This is a genomic window from Bartonella sp. AC70YNML (genome assembly GCF_042196545.1).
GTDB lineage: Bacteria > Pseudomonadota > Alphaproteobacteria > Rhizobiales > Rhizobiaceae > Bartonella.
This window is the reverse complement of the sequence record NZ_JBHIQK010000004.1, coordinates 50103-65765: the sequence shown is the minus strand read 5'-3', so window position 1 is coordinate 65765 and position 15663 is coordinate 50103. Positions and strand designations below refer to the sequence as shown.

The following is a 15663-nucleotide window of genomic DNA, read 5'->3' as shown; positions in this document are numbered from 1 at the left end:
TTATGAAAAAAATAGCCATAGGGACCTTAGGTGGAACAATTGCAATGACGGCTGATAGTTTTGGTCACATGCAACCGACTTTAACTTCAGATAACCTCATAAAAAGTGTTCCTGCTTTAAATAACGTTGCTGATATTCATGCACAAACATTAATGCAAATACCAAGTGGATCTTTATCGTTTCAAATGCTTTTTGAAATAATTAAGTGGGCAAAACAACAAATAAACGCTGGTGCAGAAGGTATTGTTTTAACACAAGGGACTGATACTCTGGAAGAAACAGCTTTTTTTCTTTCTCTTTATTGGAAAGAAGCTGAACCTCTCATCATAACCGGTGCTATGCGCATGCCTCATGAAGCAGGAGCCGATGGCCCAGCTAATATTTTAGCAGCCACTCATGTTGCGGCAGCCCCACAAAGTCGTAACAGAGGCGTTCTCGTTGTCATCAATGATACAATTCATTCACCTTATTGGCTCTATAAAAGCCATACCGTCAAAGTCGAAACTTTTCAATCAGGTCTTGCAGGTGTTTTAGGAACTATTTTAGAGGAAAAACTTATTTATTTCAATGATCGAAAATTTTTCCCAAAAACGTTTGATTTTCCCCAAAACCATGATCATCAAATTGCACTCCTCTATTCCTCTTTATCTTCTGATGCACAATTAATGAAACTCTGCCTCGAAAGTGGGTATTATGCTGGGCTTGTTATTGCAGGTTTTGGTGCAGGACACTGTAGTTTTCAAGAAGCAGACCTCGTACAACAATATGCACAAAAAATACCAATCATTATTGCTAGTCGTTGTTGTAATGGCTCCACAACTCGTATAACTTATGGCTATAAAGGCTCAGAAATCGATATGATTGCTTCTGGTGCGCTCATGTCTGGTTATTTATCAGCCGTAAAAGCGCGTCTACTTTTATGGGCTTTTTTGGCGCAAGGGTATTCATTGGAACAAATCCGTGTAGATTGGAATGACTGGACGATAAGCTAACAAAAAATGACCTATTATCTTGAAGAAGAGAGCATGAAAAACAAAATTTACTTGAATACAAAGCCGTTCACATGTCCGTTCTTAATCGATTGCTGCGGCAAAAAAATTCTCGACCAATACAAATGATTGATACGACTATACAAAAAATTAATCAGAAAGATAATCTGGTCAAATCCGTTTCTGACCGATATTCACCCTACCGTGTCTTTACTGCACAACAATGGTCAGAGTTTCGTGCGGATACACCTCTTACTTTGACTTTTGATGAAATTAAGCGTTTACGCTCTATGGATGATCCTATCGATCTTGAGGAAGTTCAACGCATTTATCTTTCTTTATCGCGTTTGTTATCATGCCATGTTGAAGCCGTACAGGAACTTTTTCACAAACGTCAGAAGTTTCTCCATCAAGAAGAGATGAGGAAAACGCCTTTTATTATTGGAATTGCTGGTTCTGTAGCAGTAGGAAAATCAACCACTGCTCGCATTCTTCAAGAACTATTGAAACGTTGGACATCTAGTCTTAAAGTTGATCTGATCACAACGGATGGTTTTCTCTATCCTAACGCAATCTTACAGCAAAAAAATCGTATGAATCGTAAAGGATTTCCTGATTCCTATGACATAAAAAAATTGCTATGCTTTCTTTCTGCTATAAAAGCAGGTGTCGGAAATATTCGTGCTCCGCTTTACTCACATATGACCTATGATGTTCTAGAAAACCAGACAATTGCCATTGACCATCCTGATATTTTAATTGTTGAAGGTATTAATGTATTACAGGTCAGTGATCTTCCTAAAGATGGGAAAGCCATTCCTTTCGTATCTGATTTTTTTGATTTTTCAATTTATGTCGATGCTGAAACAGAAGTCATTCGTCACTGGTATTTGGAACGTTTTAAACGTTTGCGTAAAACAGCTTTCCAAAATCCTGAATCCTATTTTCATCGTTATGCCCACCTCAATGAAAAAGAAGCCTCAAAAATTGCTGAGGATCTTTGGCAAACGATTAATTTAAAAAATTTACAAGAAAATATATTGCCAACACGACCAAGGTCCAATCTCATTCTACGAAAGGGAAAAAATCATTTGGTCGAATATGTCGCACTTAGACGACTATAAGGATCTCATAACTATGCACCACCACCCCATTCATTTTACCTCAACGCGTATCGATAACAGTTGCCCTATCATCTTGGTAAACCAAAGAACTCTTGCCAACTTATCACTTGATGCGTCAACAACAGCATGGATAAAAGTTAATGACTTTACTGGTAAAGCAGGACAAATACTCTTTATTCCTCACGAAACGGGGCATTTAAAAAAAGTTTTATTTGGAATTGGCAATGGTAACGATCCTTTTATCACAGGAGTTCTTGCTCAAAAACTTCCTGCTGGTCAATGGCATTTAGAAGGTACAAACTCTGATGAAATAAATACCTATCTTGGATTGGCATTCGGCAGTTATCAATTTAATCGCTATCGTCAAAATTCTTCTTTCAAATCTTTATCTATCCATGTCAATGAGGCAATTGATCTTAATGAACTCCAACGAATTTATGAAGCTGTCTTCTTTGTCCGTGATCTCATTAATATTCCAGCCAATGATATGAACCCTGATACTCTCGAAAAAGAAGTACGACAACTAGGAAAAATTTATGGTGCTCATGTCCAAAGTATTTGTGGAGATGATCTCTTAACCCATAACTTTCCGATGATTCATGCCGTAGGACGAGCAGGCAGTACTCCACCACGACTGATTGAGTTACTCTGGGGCCAAGAACATCATCCTAAAATAACCTTGGTGGGCAAAGGCGTAACTTTTGATACTGGAGGACTCGATATTAAATCAGCCAATAACATGTTGCTTATGAAAAAAGACATGGGGGGTGGAGCAAACGTTTTGGGATTGGCTAAACTTATCATGGATGCAAAATTGCCTTTCCGTCTACGCGTTTTGATTCCAGCTGTAGAAAATGCAATTTCTGCGAATGCTTACCGACCAGGTGATATTCTCAAAAGTCGTAAAGGTTTAAGTGTTGAAGTAGGTAATACAGATGCTGAAGGGCGACTTGTCCTTGCCGATGCACTCGCCTATGGTGATGAAGAAAGTCCACAATTCATGCTTTGCATGGCTACTTTAACAGGAGCAGCACGCACAGCATTAGGACCAGATCTTCCGGCATTTTATTGTAATGATTCACTATGGGCACAACAAATTTCTGAATCTGCTCACGCTGTTTTTGATCCTCTTTGGCAAATGCCCCTTTGGAAACCTTACCAAGAGATGTTATCATCACCAATTGCTGACCTTAACAATGTAACTGGAAATAGCTTTGCTGGCTCTATAATCGCTGCTTTATTTCTTAATTCTTTTGTTGAAAAAACTGAACATTTTGCGCATTTTGACCTTTATGGATGGGTTCCAAAAGAAAAACCAGGATACCCTATTGGTGGATCAGCACAAACTATCCGTGCCCTTTATAATATTTTTAAAAATGAGTTTTGACACAAATATCCACAAAAATGGACAATTTTGCAGCTTAAAGAATAATTGGTCTTACACTGTGTTCTTGGTTTTATTGGAAGATAAAAATCTTACCAAGACAGTTTTCGTGAGTCTTCTTAAAGGTGAGATGCCCAAAAATGGAAAGCAAAAAAATGATCTCTAAAGACCCAAGGCTTTATGCATTCAGAGATGATCTAGCAGATCAACGTCTTGAAACAGAAATTACAGCTCAGCGCTTTGTTCAAGGTAAAAAAAGACGTGTTAATACCGCGGTCGCCGGACTTTTTAAAGAAAATAGTAAAAACAGTGAAAGACAAACAGAATGCTTATTCGGAGAAGAGCTTCTCATTTTTGAACAAGGGGAAACGATGTCGTGGGGGCAATCACTCAAGGATGGTTATGTCGGTTATATTGATACAAAAGTTCTTTGTTCATCAACCATAAAACAAACACATGTGGTTTCAGTACCACGCACATTTAAATATTTACACGCTGACTTACGTGGACCGATAAGCTCCCCTTTATCTATGGGAAGCAAAGTCAGTGTTGTTGATGAAATTGAAGTCCGTGATACAACGTATTCTATTCTTGAAAATGGAACAGCAATCATTACGAGCCATCTCAGCCCTATTGGACGCGTATATGAAGATTATGTCACAGTTGCAGAAACCTTTATCCGTACACCTTATCTTTGGGGTGGTATCAGCGGTTTTGGAATTGATTGTTCGGGACTCATTCAGCTCTCTATGATGATGACCGATCAAATAGTTTTACGAGACACCGATATGCAGCAAGAAACTGTAGGCAAGCTTCTTACAGACACTGATAAACTTCAACGAGGTGATTTAATTTTTTGGAAAGGTCATGTGGCTATTATGATTGATCATGAAAATATTATTCACGCTAATGGTTTTTCTATGGACGTTATGATCGAGCCATTGGAAGAAGCAATTACGCGTATCGCTAAAAAAAATCAATACCCCATTGCAAAACGTCGCCCAATTCAAGAAATTTAATACATGCCTCCTATAAAAAATTAATTGAATGTTTTTTATTATACAATAGATTGATTTATAAGGATAATTATCCATTATTTACTCTGTGTCAAGCATTCTAAATATCGTAAAATTCTCTCATTTCAAATCGGTTTTTATGTTGAATCAATCAAAATCGCTTGCTTGTTCATCACAAGCAAAATTGATGTATAAGTAAAAATATCCCTTATGAAGGTTCTCAAATGCCAAGAGCTATCATAATAACATTGGGACCAACTTACTCCTTCGTAAGCGTAAAGATAGTATGCTCAATAGATTTTACATTATTTCCATATTTCCATGGGAGCTTTAACGTTATACCATTCACTAGTGCGGCACGAAACGGGTTTTGGAGCATTGCGAAATGCCTCTTTTAAACAAGCTCGTGAATACGCAGCACAATGCCGCTCTACATTACGTAAAGAACGCGCTCCTCTTAATCAAAAGCAACATTTTTGATCTTTTCTTAAAGTTCATACTCATTTAGAAATCTTTATCAATATTCGCCTATCTTTAAATACTGAGAAAACTAATCGACCGTCTTACTGAAGAACTTTCATTAAAATATCATATAGTCAATTATAAATCGTATTACATAACTTAAATAAGAGTTCTTAATATTATCATATTTCACTGTTTCAAATACCTTTATTACAAGTCAATAGAGAAATAAGCGTATTATAAAAAAATGAAAATAAAGATTACTACGCAGATTTATTATTTCTTTTCTATTCAGTTTTATGTTTTTTTAAATATACAAAAATAATATATTCCTTATTTATATACTTACCTAGGTAGCTTTTTCTCCATCTCTCATACCATAGATATGTATGATATATAGTTCTCTAAGAAGTCTTATTTTCATGTTTTCTTTTATATTTAATCATTCATTAACCGTATGTTTTATTTTTTTAAAATTATTTTTTAAATTACATACCACTCTTTTTATTCGTACGTTATTGAACATTTTTTTGATTGGGAAATCGTATAACATCAAGAAAAATAAAACTTATGATTACAAAACAATACGTTATTATATAATATATGTATTACATATGATAATTAGGATTTTGGTCATGTAAAACAATCTCCAATAATAAACACAAAGCGTTCTTTTTTAAAGCATTTTTTGAATTTTTTCTATTATTGATATCTTATGAAATAAATACTCCTAATATCTCTCAGTGCATCTAAGACAATCTCTCAATGATAATCGCGAAAAGTATAAATCCATTATCTACCACCATTTTTATGCTTATAAAGCGTGCAAAGGCATCATTATATACTTTGCTAATTCTCAATGTTGCGATAACCCTTGGCTAGTAGAGAGTGTTCTTTCAGCACGTATTTTATTTCTTTCTTAAATAATTTTAACATGCCCCGCCCCGCTTGGAACATGAAAAAGAATGATTTTGATTAATTTAAAATAAGACAGTTTTGAAATGAGAAAATTTTTTACGACTCTGGACTTCCCCATGCAACATAAAAATTATATTATCATTATAACTCAATATATTGGTTTATATTTAAACAATATTCCCTGCTTATAACACATCAAAGAAGGTGATTTTTCAATACCTGAACCAATGGTTTATCAGCATCAGGCATAGGGTATTTATCAAGATCATTAATAAAAACCCATTCTAAATTTTGCCCTTCTCGTCCTTGTGCAACGCCCTCATAATGGTCACAAAGATACAATGGCATTAAGAGATGAAATGTTTTATAGCTATGACTTGCAAATGTTAAAGGGTGTAAATTATTTGGTTGAACATAAATACCAAGCTCTTCCTCTAGTTCACGAATCAATGATGCTTCCGGAGTTTCATCTTGCTCAACCTTGCCACCAGGAAACTCCCATAAACCAGCTAGTGATTTTCCTTCAAGACGCTTAGTTAGCAAAACACGATTATTCTGATCGAACAATGCGCATGCAACAACAAGAAGAATGGAACTTTTTATATACATATTACTCGCCAATAGGGATCATAAAGATAACTGTCTTTATCTATCATACCCCTCCTGCTCCTAAAAGAACTTACATCCTTCATTTTTTCTGAAAAATAATAAGCTGTTAAATATAAAATGCATCCGTTAACTTCTATAATTGCTGTTGATCATAACGTACTCTTTTGTTAAATCGCAAGACCAAACTGTCGCTGTACCATTACCCAAACCGATATCAACACGAATTGTGATGTGCTTACCTTGCATATAAGTACCTATTGTCTCTTCACAATACTCAGGATCTCGTTCGCCATTGATCGCCACACGATGCTCACCAAACCAAATCATCAATAGATCACGATCGACTTCAACACCAGCCTTCCCAACGGCCATAACCACCCGTCCCCAATTCGCATCTTCACCGGCAATAGCCGTTTTTACAAGTGGTGAATTTGCAATTGACAAAGCAATCGTTTTTGCAGCATCGTTTGTTGTAGCACCAATTACATTAACCTCAATTAAATGACGAGCACCTTCACCATCACAAACAACTTGTAATGCGAGCTCGTGCAAAAGTGCACTCAAGTGCTTTGAGAACACTTCATAACGCGGATCTGTTTTACATCTAATGCAGGGAAAATGTTCTTTTCCTGTCGCAAACAACATAAGCGTATCTGAAGTTGAGGTATCACTATCAACAGTAATTGAATTAAAAGAACCCTCAACTGCCTCTGATAACATGGATTGGAGTGCATCCGAAGAAATAGTAGCATCACTAACTACAAATGACAGCATTGTCGCCATATCGGGTGCAATCATACCAGCACCCTTTGCAATTCCATTAATGGTAACACACTCTCCCCCACAGTCAAAAGTGCGCGTCGCAAGTTTTGGAAATGTGTCCGTTGTCATTATGGCTTTCGCAGCTTCCAACCAATTTCCCTCTTCTGCTGTCTCTGTCATACTTGGTAAAAGATTGACAATACCCGAGGCATCCATTGGCTCACCAATAACACCTGTGGAAGCTATAAAAACTTCATCTTCTCTAACCTTTAAAGCGTTCGCTGCTGCATATATTATTTCATTCGTTGTGTGCTTTCCTTTGCTTCCTGTAAAAGCATTTGCATTTCCAGAATTTACAACAACAGCTCTAGCAACCCCATGAGGAAGCGATGCGCGACAATGCTCTACAGGAGCAGATGGACATTTAGAACGTGTAAAAACGCCTGCCACACTCGCTGGCTCATCGAATATAATCAAAAGAAGATCTGTACGACCTTTATATTTAATCCCAGCTTCAACTGTTGATATCCGTACACCAGATAATGGAGAAAGCTCCTGGATCTTTTGAGGCGACAAAGGAGAGATTTTCAAAACCACAATATGCTTTCTATAAAAAAATGAAATGATTGCAGATCAATAACCTCTCATAGAAAACTGCTAGATTTTTTGAACAAAACCAACCTAGCAAATTATCTATTAAAGAGGCTATCTACTTATTTTCCTAGCTATTCCGTATCTTCTTCATCGGACGTCTCATCGGGAAGCAGCGTCCCATTTTGATGAAGCGATTCCATGATTTTTGTAACATTAGGATCAGGGTATTTCACATCTATCTTGCTACGTAAATCAACAATCAGTTCTTGATAGCGCTTTTTTATCAGCTGTGTCCGCAACATTTCTTTAACATCATCAAATGCAGGCGGTTGTTTTACACGACGATCCTCTAATTTAATAATATGCCAACCAAAAGGACTTTCAACAGGTTGTTTAGTGTATTCGCCAACTTTCAAACCAAATGCGGCATCTTCAAAAGGCTTGACCATTTGACCATGGCTAAAATAACCAAGATCACCCCCAACGGCAGCAGAACCATCTGTTGAACTTTTCTTTGCAATCTCTTCAAAACTTTCGCCTTTATTTAAATGCTTAATGATAGCTTCTGCTTCTTTTCTCGTTTTGACCAAAATATGACGCGCTTTAACCTCATCCTCCTTAGGTAGAGCAGCAACTTCTTGCTTATAAAGAGCTTCCAAATCAGTATCCGATATTTTGTCAACAATCGTCTGTTTAAAATAAAGCTGTTGAAGAACATTATCACGCATGACTGCCATACGTTTATCGTAAGCTTCTGTCTTATCAAGACCTTTTCTTCTTGCTTCTTTTGCAAGTGCCTGCATATCTAAATAAGCTTTTAGAACCATCATACGACGTTGTTCATCAGGAAAACGTGCTAAATTAGGATTTATTTCAAGTGCTAAATCATCCAATTGACCTGCTGTAATATTTTTCCCATCAATAACTGCCATAACATGAGAAGGAGAAATTGCTTTTTCAGAAGCTTTCTCCAAAGTTTTTAAATCATTCGATGGTGAATTCACACCTTCTTGGGCTTTCACCCCTAAACTTGTACTTGCCAATAAAGTTGATGCTAAAAACAGCGTGATAAAGTTGAATTTCATAAATATACTCCTTAAAAGTGAAGGCAGGTTCAAGATTCCAATTTTCTTTACCATAACACTTTATTCTTTAAATATAGAGAAATAAATTAGTAATTTCATTGTAAAAAATATAAAATCGTTCTTTTATCTCGGTTTCTACAACCCTATCTAATGCAAATGAAAAACATGATCATAGAGAAAAATGACATATTGTATCTTCAATTACTTTGTATTGTATCAGTTAAATAGCATACCTAAAGTTGACATAGCGCGCTTAGCCTCTTATCTCTACGTTACAATTAAAATGGAAAATTGCACACCAGCAAGTATAATGGTACCATCTGCATTTCATTATATCTCTAATGATATCAGAAAACTTAAAGAAAATGTAGAGAATGGGGAAAACGTATGAATTACCCAACAAAAGTGACAATAATTAAAAGAAAGGGCCAGTGATGGTCGGTTTAGGTGTTTTTGCACGTAAATTTTTTGGTTCAGCTCATGAGCGACGCCTCAAAGCACTCCGCCAAAAAGTTGCACAAATTAATGCTTTGGAAGAACAATTCGTAAAATTAAGTGATGAGCAGCTTTACCAAAAAACAGATGCCTTTCGTAAACGTCTTAGTGGAGGTGAAAGTATTGATTTGCTCTTACCAGAAGCTTTCGCAACTGTTCGTGAAGCAGCAAAACGTGTTTATGACATGCGTCCTTTTGACGTACAACTTATTGGTGGAATGGTCCTTCACGACTGCGGCATAGCTGAAATGCGTACTGGTGAAGGTAAAACATTAATGGCAACTCTACCAATTTATCTCAATGCATTGGAAGGTAAAGGCGTTCATGTTGTGACAGTAAACGATTATCTCGCCAGTCGTGATGCTGAAACAATGGGGAAAATTTTTAGTTTTCTAGGGCTTACAACAGGCGTGATTCTTCATGATCTTGATAGTGAAGCCCGCCGAGAGGCATATGCATGCGACATCACCTATGCCACAAATAATGAACTAGGTTTTGACTATTTGCGTGATAATATGGCCTTCGATCATAGTCAAATGGTCCAACGTGGACATCATTACGCAATTGTTGATGAAGTTGATTCGATTCTTATTGATGAAGCCCGTACCCCCCTTATTATTTCTGGTCCTCTAGAAGATCGGACTGACTTCTATAACCTTATTGATACATTTATTCCTGCCTTAACTCCAGAAGACTATGAAATAGACGAAAAACAAAAAACAACGACCTTTACCGAAGTTGGTACTGAAAAAATTGAAAAAATGCTCGAACAAGCTGGGCATCTTAAAGGTGAGAGTCTTTATGACATAGAAAATGTCGCTATCGTTCATCATGTCAATAATGCTCTAAAAGCTCATAAACTGTTTGCTCGCGATAAAGATTATATTGTTCGCAATGGTGAGATCGTTATTATTGACGAATTTACAGGGCGAATGATGCCTGGGCGGCGTTATTCTGAAGGACTTCATCAAGCTTTAGAAGCTAAAGAGCATGTTGCTATTCAACCAGAAAACCAGACACTTGCTTCCATCACTTTCCAAAATTACTTCCGTATGTATAGAAAATTATCTGGCATGACTGGAACTGCAACAACAGAAGCCGAAGAATTCAGAAATATTTATGGTCTTGACGTTGTCGAAGTTCCTACAAATTTGCCAATACAACGTATTGATGAAGATGATGAGATTTATCGAACAGCAGAAGAGAAATATCGGGCAATTGTGCGTGATATCCGTCAAGCACACGAAAAAGAACAGCCTATTCTTGTTGGAACAACCTCTATTGAAAAATCAGAACAATTGGCAGAACGTTTGCGAAAAGAAGGCATTACCGATTTTAGAGTCTTAAATGCTCGCTATCACGAACAAGAAGCATATATCATTGCGCAAGCAGGAGTTCCTAGAGCTCTCACCATTGCAACCAACATGGCAGGACGCGGTACGGATATACAACTTGGTGGTAATGTTGAAATGCGCATTCGACAAGAGTTACAGGATATCCCCGAAGGTCCAGAGCGGACAGCTAAAATTGAAGAAATAAAAAAAGATGTCAAGCAACTTAAAGAAAAAGCTTTAGCGGCTGGAGGGCTTTACGTTATCGCTACTGAACGTCATGAAAGCCGTCGTATTGATAACCAGCTTCGTGGACGTTCTGGTCGCCAAGGCGATCCTGGTCGCTCAAAATTCTTTCTCTCTCTTCAAGATGATCTTATGCGTATCTTTGGCTCCAACCGTATGGATGGTATGCTACAAAAACTTGGATTGAAAGAAAATGAAGCTATTATCCATCCATGGATTAATAAAGCCCTTGAAAAAGCACAAAAAAAGGTCGAAGCACGAAACTTTGAAATTCGTAAAAATCTGCTAAAATATGATGATGTCATGAATGATCAACGCAAAGTTATTTTTGAACAGCGTATGGAGGTCATGAATGCAGATGATTTATCAGAAATGATCCTTGAAATGCGTAATGAAGTCGTAGAGGATCTCGTAGAGGCTTATATTCCATCAGGGACATATTCTGAAAAATGGGATGCAAAAACTCTCGAAGAAGAGCTTCAACAACTCTTTAATCTTGAGCTTCCAGTGGAAGAATGGGCAAAAGAAGATGGAATTGCCGAGGAGCAAATTCTAGAGCGTGTATCAGATGCTGTTACAAAACTTGAAAATGATCGTACTGAACGATATTCTCCAGAAGTTATGGCTTATTTTCACAAAGCAGTATTGCTCGAAACTATTGACACGTTATGGCGTGAACATCTGGTAAGTTTAGACCATTTGCGTTCTGTTGTTGGGTTTCGTGGTTATGCGCAGCGGGATCCACTCAATGAATATAAGACAGAATCATTTGAACTCTTTCAAAATATGTTGAAAAATTTGCGCAGAATTGTCACTTCTAAACTTATGCGCTTTGAAATTATTCAACAACCCACAGAACCAACCATGCCTGAGCAAACGGATGCTGTTTCATCCGTTTTTAATGATCAAAGTCAAGAAAATGCTCCCACCTTATGGGCACGATCACAAGAAAATAGATTTGTTAATCCACAAGATCGTGACCCTAACGATATAACCACATGGGGAAAAGTTGGACGTAATGAGCGTTGTCCTTGCGGTTCAGAGAAAAAATACAAACACTGTCATGGAGCCTTTGTTTGAAAAGTAAACTATGCAAATGAATAAAAAGCGAAATTATGAGCAAGAATTGCGCACAGCTGGTTTAAGAGTAACACGTCAACGACGTGTTATTCTTGATATTTTGACGGATACAAATGATCATCCCAATGCATTTGAAATTTTTCAGCGTGCAAACAAAATAGATTCGAATATTTCACTCTCAACGGTTTATCGAACCATGAAAATATTAGAAGGAAATGGAACAATTCATCGCCATAGCTTTAGTGGTGGTCCATCTCGTTTTGAGCAAGCAGATGGGCAACATCATGATCATCTTATTGATATAGAAACAGGACAAGTTATCGAGTTTCATTCTGATGTTATTGAAAAGCTGCAAGAGGAAATTGCAAAATCCCTTGGCTATGATATTATTCATCATCGCCTTGAACTTTACGGAAAAAAAAACTCTTAAAAAAATGATTATATATCATTAGATAAAATACCTCAGGCAAATCAAATTTTATAAAAATTTACCTTTAAAATATAATAGTTTTCATTGGCAAAAAAAAAGAATTGCTTTATTACCTCTTTTTGTATGATGCTATACGGTAATTCATTGCCGATATTATCACAAAAAATCATTGCAAAAAAATATTATAAAAATTGTATTATGAAAAATTAGGCCAATATTATCATGGTTTCTTTGCCACAAGATCGTATGAAACAGCTTGAAAAGCGCTTTGAAATAATTGAAAGCCAAATGACAACAAATCCAAATGCTGAAACATATGTCAAATTAGCTTCTGAATATGCAGAACTACAACCCGTTATTACCTCTATACGCGCATTAAATGCTCTTTACGGAGAGATTACAGAATTAGAAGCGATTATCAACGATAAACAAACAGATATAGAGATGCGTAACCTTGCCCAGGAAGAGCTACCATCGTTATATAAAAAAGGAGAGCAATTTGAAAAAGAACTCCAGATTCTGCTTTTGCCTAAAGATGTTGCTGATGAAAAAAGCGCTATTATTGAAATTCGAGCAGGAACGGGTGGATCAGAAGCAGCACTTTTTTCCGGTGATCTTTTTCGCATGTATGAACGTTATGCCCATGCTCACCATTGGAAAGTAGAAGTTATTTCACTCAGTGAGGGGGAAGTTGGCGGATATAAAGAGATTATTGCTAGCATTTCAGGAAAAGGTGTCTTTTCTAAATTGAAATATGAATCAGGTGTCCATCGTGTGCAACGCATCCCTGAAACAGAGACAGGTGGACGTATCCATACATCTGCTGCTACCGTTGCTGTACTTCCAGAGGCTGAAGATATTGATATTGATATTCGTCCTGAAGATATTCGTATCGACACAATGCGTGCATCTGGAGCAGGAGGACAGCATGTTAATACAACGGATTCAGCTGTTCGTATCACGCATATTCCAACAGGAATTATGGTCGTACAAGCAGAAAAATCACAACATCAAAACAGAGCACGAGCCCTTCAAATTTTACGGGCACGCTTATTCGATATCGAACGACAAAAAGCGGAAAATGAACGTTCAGCTTCCCGTAAGAGCCAAGTTGGTTCTGGTGATCGTTCAGAACGTATTCGTACCTATAATTTTCCACAAGGACGCATCACGGATCACCGTATTAATCTGACCCTGTATAAGCTTGATCGCATATTGGAAGGAGATCTTGATGAGCTTATTCATGCACTCATCTCAGATCACCAAACAGCACTCCTGATGGAAATGGACAATAATTGAACAAATATTCTTTCAAAAATGTCATCCAACAAACTCAAGAAAAATTGCGCATGAAAGGAATTTCTGAAGCCAATCTCGATGCGAAAATACTCATTGAATGGATAACAGGAATAAATGCTGCTGAAAGAATTTCTCAACCAGATATACCTCTATCTTCTGAGCACATTACACAAATAGAACAGGCTGTCCAACGGCGGATTGCAGGCGAACCCGTCTACCGTATTATAGGAGAACGAGAATTTTATGGCATATCCTTCGCTTTGTCTCAAGAGACGTTAGAACCCCGTCCTGATACAGAAACGTTGATAGATCTTGTTCTCCCTTTCCTCAAAAAATATGTCAAAAATTCGAGAAAAATAACACTCCTTGATATGGGGACAGGAAGTGGCGCCATTGCCATTGCCATTCTTAAACACATTCCACAATCCTATGCAGTCGCTGTCGATATTTCTGAAGATGCCCTTAAAACAGCGACAAAAAATGCAAAAAATGCTGAAGTAATACATCGCTTCACACCTCTTCTTAGCGATTGGTTTAATTCTGTCACTGGTCGCTTTGATTTCATTGTTTCCAATCCACCTTATATCCCCGCAAAAGATATCAAAAAACTTGCAAAAGAAGTGCGCTTACATGATCCATTGCGCGCTCTTATCGGTGGAAAAGATGGTCTTGATTTTTATCGTAAGCTCGCCCATGAAGCAGCCAACTACTTAAAAGAAAACGGCACTATCGCTGTTGAAATTGGTTACTCTCAAGAAAAAGAAGTTTGCAATTTGTTTGAAACAAATGGCTTTCAATGCTTAGAAATGCGCAAAGACCTCAGTGGAATACCCCGCGCACTTCTATTTGCATGCAAACATTAAAATTCCCAATCATCATCCGTGGTAGCAACCGCCTTGCCAATGACATAAGAAGAACCAGCCCCTGAAAAAAAGTCATGATTTTCGTCAGAGTTTGGTGATAAAGCTGCCAAAATAGCGGGATTAACACGACAAACCTCAGGGGGGAAAAGAGCTTCAAAACCTAAATTCATTAAAGCCTTGTTAGCATTATAATGAAGAAAAATTTTAACATCTTCCGTCAATCCAAGTGCATCATAAAGATCTTCAGTATATTTGCACTCGATGTTATAAAGGTCAAAGAGCAGGTTAAAAGCAAAATCTTTAATTTCTTGTCTTTTGGCTTCATCAAGCTTTGCAAAGCCCAATTGGAATTTATAACCTATATAATAACCGTGAACCGCTTCATCACGAATGATCAGTCGAATGAGATCTGCTGTATTGGTTAACTTAGCGCGACTGGCCCAATACATGGGCAAATAAAAACCAGAATAAAATAAAAAGCTTTCCAGTAAAGTAGAAGCAATTTTTTTCTTGAGTGGATCATTTGCTTCATAACGTTCAAGTACTAATCTAGCCTTTTTCTGCAAATGAATATTTTCTTCCGACCATCTAAATGCATCATCAACTTCTACGGTCGAGCAAAGGGTTGAAAAAATAGAGGAATAAGAACGTGCATGAACCGCTTCCATAAACGCAATATTCGTCAAAACCGCCTCCTCATGCTCTGTTATCGCATCAGCCAGAAGCGAAATGGCTCCTACAGTGTTTTGAATTGTATCTAAAAGCGTTAGTCCTGTAAAAACACGAATCGTTAATTTACGTTCTTCATCCGTTAAGCTTGACCATGAGGGAATGTCATTGGAAAGTGGAACCTTCTCAGGTAACCAAAAATTCCCAGTTAAGCGGTTCCATACTTCAAGATCTTTCTCATCATGTAATCTATTCCAATTAACAGCACACACAACAGGATTTTTGGTTGTAATCTTTGTCATATGAT

General features: G+C 37.2%; 12 protein-coding genes. 8 read left to right on the top strand and 4 right to left on the bottom strand.

All coding sequences use genetic code 11. From position 1 onward, the window contains the following. Window positions 1-2: 2 nt before the first annotated feature. From ACFIMU_RS04530 to ACFIMU_RS04515, 4 genes are all read left to right on the top strand, one after another. Entirely contained in the window at window positions 3-992 is a 990-nt protein-coding gene (locus ACFIMU_RS04530; RefSeq protein ID WP_375606777.1) for an asparaginase, read from the top strand. 122 nt (window positions 993-1114) lie between these two features. Then, complete coding sequence (coaA, locus tag ACFIMU_RS04525; RefSeq protein WP_375606822.1) at window positions 1115-2113, top strand: type I pantothenate kinase; 999 nt, start codon at window positions 1115-1117, stop codon at window positions 2111-2113. Window positions 2114-2126: 13 nt separating this feature from the next. Further along, window positions 2127-3500, top strand: a complete 1374-nt coding sequence (locus ACFIMU_RS04520) for a M17 family metallopeptidase (protein ID WP_375687477.1) — start codon at window positions 2127-2129, stop codon at window positions 3498-3500. Window positions 3501-3652: 152 nt separating this feature from the next. Next, a complete protein-coding gene (locus tag ACFIMU_RS04515; protein ID WP_375614581.1) occupies window positions 3653-4516 on the top strand; it encodes an NlpC/P60 family protein in 864 nt (287 codons plus the stop codon). A gap of 1572 nt (window positions 4517-6088) precedes the next feature. On the opposite strand, the gene mutT is transcribed toward ACFIMU_RS04515, so the two are convergent. The 3 genes from mutT to ACFIMU_RS04500 all read right to left on the bottom strand — a co-directional run bounded on the left by mutT (window position 6089) and on the right by ACFIMU_RS04500 (window position 8943). Then, entirely contained in the window at window positions 6089-6502 is a 414-nt protein-coding gene (mutT, locus tag ACFIMU_RS04510) for an 8-oxo-dGTP diphosphatase MutT (protein WP_375696858.1), read from the bottom strand. A 126-nt stretch (window positions 6503-6628) separates the two neighbouring features. Beyond that, a complete protein-coding gene (gene argJ / locus ACFIMU_RS04505; protein ID WP_375614067.1) occupies window positions 6629-7861 on the bottom strand; it encodes a bifunctional glutamate N-acetyltransferase/amino-acid acetyltransferase ArgJ in 1233 nt (410 codons plus the stop codon). A 128-nt stretch (window positions 7862-7989) separates the two neighbouring features. Next, complete coding sequence (locus ACFIMU_RS04500) at window positions 7990-8943, bottom strand: peptidylprolyl isomerase (protein WP_375606773.1); 954 nt, start codon at window positions 8941-8943, stop codon at window positions 7990-7992. A 434-nt stretch (window positions 8944-9377) separates the two neighbouring features. Between ACFIMU_RS04500 and secA the strand changes: the two genes are divergently transcribed. The 4 genes from secA (at window position 9378) to prmC (ending at window position 14687) form a co-directional block, all read left to right on the top strand. Continuing rightward, complete coding sequence (secA, locus tag ACFIMU_RS04495; RefSeq protein WP_375696857.1) at window positions 9378-12095, top strand: preprotein translocase subunit SecA; 2718 nt, start codon at window positions 9378-9380, stop codon at window positions 12093-12095. A 10-nt stretch (window positions 12096-12105) separates the two neighbouring features. After that, complete coding sequence (locus ACFIMU_RS04490; RefSeq protein ID WP_375606771.1) at window positions 12106-12525, top strand: Fur family transcriptional regulator; 420 nt, start codon at window positions 12106-12108, stop codon at window positions 12523-12525. Between the two features lie 222 nt (window positions 12526-12747). After that, window positions 12748-13824, top strand: a complete 1077-nt coding sequence (gene prfA / locus ACFIMU_RS04485) for a peptide chain release factor 1 (RefSeq protein ID WP_375606770.1) — start codon at window positions 12748-12750, stop codon at window positions 13822-13824. Next, the gene (gene prmC, locus ACFIMU_RS04480; protein WP_375695729.1) at window positions 13821-14687 is read left to right on the top strand and encodes a peptide chain release factor N(5)-glutamine methyltransferase; all 867 of its coding nucleotides are present in this window, start codon (window positions 13821-13823) and stop codon (window positions 14685-14687) included. The genes prfA and prmC overlap by 4 nt, the downstream gene beginning before the upstream one ends. Here the strand turns inward: prmC and nrdF are convergent. Next, window positions 14684-15658, bottom strand: a complete 975-nt coding sequence (gene nrdF, locus ACFIMU_RS04475; protein WP_273722534.1) for a class 1b ribonucleoside-diphosphate reductase subunit beta — start codon at window positions 15656-15658, stop codon at window positions 14684-14686. The genes prmC and nrdF overlap by 4 nt on opposite strands. Window positions 15659-15663 lie beyond the last annotated feature (5 nt).

Coding starts and splice junctions, on each gene's coding strand:
- ACFIMU_RS04530 (WP_375606777.1), top strand. CDS start 3: ATGAAAAAAATAGCCATAGGGACCTTAGGTGGAACAATTGCAATGACG.
- coaA (WP_375606822.1), top strand. CDS start 1,115: ATGATTGATACGACTATACAAAAAATTAATCAGAAAGATAATCTGGTC.
- ACFIMU_RS04520 (WP_375687477.1), top strand. CDS start 2,127: ATGCACCACCACCCCATTCATTTTACCTCAACGCGTATCGATAACAGT.
- ACFIMU_RS04515 (WP_375614581.1), top strand. CDS start 3,653: ATGATCTCTAAAGACCCAAGGCTTTATGCATTCAGAGATGATCTAGCA.
- mutT (WP_375696858.1), bottom strand. CDS start 6,502: ATGTATATAAAAAGTTCCATTCTTCTTGTTGTTGCATGCGCATTGTTC.
- ACFIMU_RS04500 (WP_375606773.1), bottom strand. CDS start 8,943: ATGAAATTCAACTTTATCACGCTGTTTTTAGCATCAACTTTATTGGCA.
- secA (WP_375696857.1), top strand. CDS start 9,378: ATGGTCGGTTTAGGTGTTTTTGCACGTAAATTTTTTGGTTCAGCTCAT.
- ACFIMU_RS04490 (WP_375606771.1), top strand. CDS start 12,106: ATGCAAATGAATAAAAAGCGAAATTATGAGCAAGAATTGCGCACAGCT.
- prfA (WP_375606770.1), top strand. CDS start 12,748: ATGGTTTCTTTGCCACAAGATCGTATGAAACAGCTTGAAAAGCGCTTT.
- nrdF (WP_273722534.1), bottom strand. CDS start 15,658: ATGACAAAGATTACAACCAAAAATCCTGTTGTGTGTGCTGTTAATTGG.